Origin of the sequence: Streptomyces sp. NPDC059853 (assembly GCF_042731495.1) — a bacterium.
In the GTDB taxonomy this organism is placed as follows: Bacteria; Actinomycetota; Actinomycetes; order Streptomycetales; family Streptomycetaceae; genus Streptomyces.
This window is the reverse complement of the sequence record NZ_JBHWJL010000364.1, coordinates 1-4,652: the sequence shown is the minus strand read 5'-3', so window position 1 is coordinate 4,652 and position 4,652 is coordinate 1. Positions and strand designations below refer to the sequence as shown.

The 4,652-nt window shown below is 74.3% G+C and carries 4 protein-coding genes and 1 pseudogene; 2 read left to right on the top strand and 3 right to left on the bottom strand.

The features are described from left to right. The 3 genes from ACFV5N_RS24960 to ACFV5N_RS24950 form a co-directional block, all read right to left on the bottom strand. Positions 1-800: DUF2330 domain-containing protein (locus ACFV5N_RS24960; protein ID WP_385603958.1), on the bottom strand; the 800-nt coding region annotated here is incomplete at its 3' end. A 20-nt stretch (positions 801-820) separates the two neighbouring features. Then, a complete protein-coding gene (locus ACFV5N_RS24955) occupies positions 821-2,473 on the bottom strand; it encodes an FAD-binding dehydrogenase (RefSeq protein ID WP_385603955.1) in 1,653 nt (550 codons plus the stop codon). Positions 2,474-2,558: 85 nt separating this feature from the next. After that, positions 2,559-3,680 (bottom strand): PQQ-dependent sugar dehydrogenase, encoded by a 1,122-nt coding sequence (locus ACFV5N_RS24950; RefSeq protein ID WP_385603952.1) that lies wholly within the window; start codon positions 3,678-3,680, stop codon positions 2,559-2,561. A gap of 155 nt (positions 3,681-3,835) precedes the next feature. On the opposite strand from ACFV5N_RS24950, the gene ACFV5N_RS24945 reads away from it, so the two are divergent. Further along, a complete protein-coding gene (locus tag ACFV5N_RS24945; RefSeq protein WP_385603949.1) occupies positions 3,836-4,300 on the top strand; it encodes a MaoC family dehydratase in 465 nt (154 codons plus the stop codon). Between the two features lie 166 nt (positions 4,301-4,466). Next, positions 4,467-4,652: pseudogene (locus tag ACFV5N_RS24940) on the top strand (hypothetical protein); the annotation flags it as partial.

The following is a 4,652-nucleotide window of genomic DNA, read 5'->3' as shown; positions in this document are numbered from 1 at the left end:
GCGAAGGTGACCTCGGGGCGGTCGCCGCCGATGGTGGACTGGGGTTCCATGCGGTGGCCGGAGAGCACGTAGAGGGTGAGGAGCTGTTCGGTGGCGGCGAGGCGGGACAGCCGCATGGGGTAGACGAGTTCGCCGGAGGCGAAGGTGAGGCTGATGGGGTCCAGGGTGCCGCCGAGGACCACGTCCGGGTCACCGGCCGCGTCGGGGGCCAGCCGGAGCGCCACGTACTCCCACTCCTCCTCGACGTAGGGGGCGAGGGCGCCGGCCAGGGTGTCGGGGAGGACGAAGCCGTTGTCGGCGAGCCAGGTGCCCAGGGCGGCCGGATCGGTGGCGGTGAGCCGGGCCACGTCGAAGGGGCCGAGCCGGTCGCGGCTCACCACGTCCACGGGGGCGGCGCCGTCGCCCGGGTCGGCACCGGCGACCGCGCCGTCGCGCCCGCCCCGGGGCCAGTCGCCCTCGCGCGGCCAGAAGTAGTGGCGGACGCGGTACTCGGGGGCGGAGGCCGCGCGGAGGGTGTCGAAGAGGGCGGGGTCGCCCAGGGTGACCTCGGCGCGGCTGGGGACCGGCATGATCCAGGCGGCCTCGGCGGCGTCGCCGGTCACGGTGAGGCTCATGACGATGCGTTCGGTCTCCCCGTCCCAGTGCACGGCCGAGGTCTCCCGGGCGACGGTGAGCTGTTGCCCGGGTCCGGGGACCACGGCGCCGCAGCCGCAGGCGTACGCGGGCCGGGCGAGGGCGGCCAGCTGGGTCAGGAACAGCAGCAGGACGAGCAGGACGGGTGTACGGGCAGTGGTGCTCATGTCTCCCCCGGGTCGGGACATCAGACGGTGCGGGCCGCCGTCCGGCCCGCGACGCGGCCGGAGAAGAGGCAGCCGCCGAGGAACGTGCCCTCCAGCGACCGGTAGCCGTGCATCCCGCCGCCGCCGAACCCGGCGGCCTCGCCGGCCGCGTACAGCCCGGGCACGGGGGCGCCGTCCGCGCCGAGCACCCGGCCGCCGAGGTCGGTGAGCAGCCCGCCCAGGGTCTTGCGGGTGAGCAGGCTGAGCCGCACGGCGATCAGCGGGCCCGCGGCCGGGTCGAGCAGCCGGTGCGGCGGGGCGACGCGCACGAGCCGGTCGCCGAGGTAGCGCCGGGCCCCGCGCACGGCGGTGAGCTGGAGGTCCTTGCTGAACGGGTGGCCGACCTCCCGGTCGCGCGCCTCGATCTCGCGGCGCAGCAGGGCTTCGTCGACGAGGGCGTCGCCGGTGACGGCGTTCATGGCGCGGGCCAGGGCGGCCGGTTCGCGGGCGACGGCGAAGTCGGCGCCGTGGTCGAGGAAGGCGCGGACCGGGGCGGGGATGCCGGAGCGGGCCCGGCCGAGGACCTGGCGGACGCTTCTGCCGGTGAGGTCCGGGTTCTGTTCGGAGCCGGAGAGCGCGAACTCCTTCTCGATGATGCGGCGGGTGAGCACGAACCAGGTGTGGTCGTGGCCGGTGCGGGTGATGTGGGCCAGGGTGCCGAGGGTGTCGAAGCCGGGGAAGAGCGGCACGGGCAGCCGCTTCCCGGTGGCGTCCAGCCACAGCGAGGAGGGGCCGGGCAGGATGCGGATGCCGTGCCCCTCCCAGACCGGGTCCCTGTTGTGGATGCCCTCGGTGTAGTGCCACATCCGGTCGCCGCCGACCAGGCGGGCGCCGGCGCGTTCGGCGATGGACAGCATCAGGCCGTCGACGTGCGCGGGCACTCCGGCGAGCATCCGGCGCGGTGGGGTGCCCAGCCGCTTCGGCCAGTGGGCGCGCACCAGGTCGAGGTTGCCGCCGATGCCGCCCGAGGTGATGAGCACGGCGGGGGCGCGCAGTTCGAAGGCGCCGGTCACCTCGCGGCTGCTGGCGACGCCGCGCGGGACGGGGTCGGGGGCGAGGATCTCGCCGGTGACGGTGTCCACGGCGCGGTCGGTGGTGGCGAGCCCGGTGACGCGGTGCCGGAACCGCAGGGTCACCCGGCCGGTCGCGACGGCCTGCCGCACCCGGCGTTCGAAGGGGGCCAGCAGCCCGGGCCCGGTGCCCCAGGTGATGTGGAAGCGGGGGACGGAGTTGCCGTGGCCCCCGGCCTCGCCGCTGCCGCGCTCGGCCCAGCCGACCACGGGGAAGAAGCGCACCCCCTGCCCGTGCAGCCAGGCGCGCTTCTCCCCCGCCGCGAACTCGACGTACGCCTTCGCCCATCGGCGCGGCCAGTCGTCCTCGGGACGGTCGAAGCCGGCCGTGCCCTCCCAGTCCTGCCAGGCCAGCGCGTGGCTGTCGCGGATGCGCAGCCGGCGCTGCTCCGGTGAGCCGACGAGGAAGAGGCCGCCGAAGGACCAGTGGGCCTGGCCGCCGAGGGAGGTCTCGGGTTCCTGGTCGAGGAGGATCACGGTGCGGCCGGCGGCGGCCAGTTCGGCGGTGGCGACCAGTCCGGCGAGGCCGGCTCCGATCACGATCACATCGGCGTCGTACGCCATGCCTGCCTCGTCCCGTCGCCTCGGCCCTCGCTGCTGTCACCGATCCTCGGGTCCCGGCGGGCCGCCGTCAATACACGGCCGCGCCCTACTGGAGGGTGACGCGGTGGACGGTGTCGCGGCCGGCTCCGTTGGAGGTGGACACCCACAGGGCGTCGCCGTCCGGGGTGGCCAGGACGGTGCGCTGGCGGCCGATCTCGCCCTGGTAGTAGGCCTGCGGGGTGCCGGTGTCGGCGCCTTCCAGCGGGATGTGCCACAGCCGCTGGCCGCGCAGGGCGGCCATGTAGAGGGAGCCGTCGGCGTAGGCGAGGCCGCTGGGGGAGGCGGTCGCGGTGGACCAGGTCTCCTTGGGGTCGGTGAACCCCGGTTCGCCGCAGACGCCTTCGCACTGCGGCCAGCCGTAGTTGTTGCCGGGCTCGATGAGGTTGAGCTCGTCCCAGGTGTCCTGGCCGAGTTCGGAGGACCACAGCCGTCCCTCGTCGTCCCAGGCCAGGCCCTGGGGGTTGCGGTGGCCGAGGCTGTAGACGGGGGTGCCGAAGGGGTTGCCGGGGGCGGGCTCGCCCGCGGTGGTGATGCGCAGGATCTTGCCTTCGAGGGCGTCGCGGTCCTGGGCGAGCGGCGGGTCGGCGGCGTCGCCGGTGGTGGCGTAGAGGTGGCCGTCGGGTCCGAAGGCGAGCCGGCCGCCGTTGTGGATGGCGGCCTTGGCGATGCCGGTGAGGATGGGCTGGTAGCCGCCGAGGGTGTCGCCGTCCCAGGTGAGGCGGGCGATGCGGTTGTCGTTCGCGGCGGTGTGGAAGACGTACAGCGTGCGGTCGTCGGCGAAGCCGGGGGATATCGCGAGGCCGAGCAGCCCGCCCTCGCCGCCGTGCACGACGCCGGGGACGGTGCCGAGAACGGTACGGGTGCCGTCCGGTGTGAGGTGGACGATGCGGTGGGTGTCGCGTTCGGTGTAGAGCGCGGAGCCGTCCGGCAGCCAGTCGGCGCCCCAGGGCATCGACCAGCCGGACGACAGTTCCTCGATCCCGGCGGGCTGGGTGAGGCCGGTGGGCGGCGCGGCCTCCTCGCTCGCGGTGGGCGTGCCGCTGCCACGGGGCGGGGTACCGGTGTCGGCGTCGTTCTCGGTGGCGCAGGCCCCGCCGGTGGTGAGCGTGAGCGTGGCGAGTACGGCGAGGGCGGCGGTGACGGTCGTCCTGGCGCGCCTGGCGTGCATGACGTCTCCCCTTGGGTCGGTGGCGTACGGCGATCGGATACCAGCCCCCACGGCGCTTTCGATCAGATCACCGGCGCCCGGGGGCGTCAATGGGGTCCGGCGGGCGCCGGTCGCGGGCATTGACAGTGCCGTGCGCCGGTCAGCATGCTGGGCCGATGGCTGAGCCGCGGGTATTTGCGTCGGTCGATGAGCTGCGGGCGGCGGCCGGCGCGCATCTGGGGACCAGTGACTGGCTGGAAATCGACCAGCGGCGGATCGATCTGTTCGCGGAGGCGACCGGCGATCACCAGTGGATCCATGTCGATCCGGAGCGGGCCGCGGGCGGTCCGTTCGGGACGACCGTCGCGCACGGCTATCTGACGCTCGCCCTGGTACCGGAGTTGGTGCGGCGGCTGGTGCGGGTGGACGGGGCCCGGCTGGCGGTCAACTACGGGGTGAACCGGGTGCGGTTCCCGGCGCCGGTGCCGGCCGGCTCCCGGGTGCGGGGTACGGCCGGGGTCCACGAGGTGGTGGTGGTGCCGGGGGACGGGGTGCAGCTCACGCTGACGGTGACGGTGGAGCGGGAGGGCGGGCACAAGCCGGTGTGTATCGCGGAGACGGTCACCCGGTATTTCCTGTGACCGGCACCCGCCGTCAACGCCGTCAATACGCCACCGAGCACTCCCCCCTGCGGGTGACATCGCACTGAAATTCTTACCCAATGGTGTGATAGTGGGTCAGAACCGGGTGTGATCATGCGCCGATGCGCCCTGCCACCCGTGCCCCGCGCTGTGAGACCAAGGAAGCATGAAGGAACGGCGCGGCCCCAACCACCAGCTGCGAGCCCTGCTGCGCGAGGCCGGCTGGACCCAGCAGGAACTCGCCCGCGCGGTCAACACCCTCGGCACCGAGACCGGCACCCCGCTGCGGTACGACCGCACCGCCGTCGCCCACTGGCTCTCCGGCACCCAGCCCCGGCACCCCGTCCCCCCG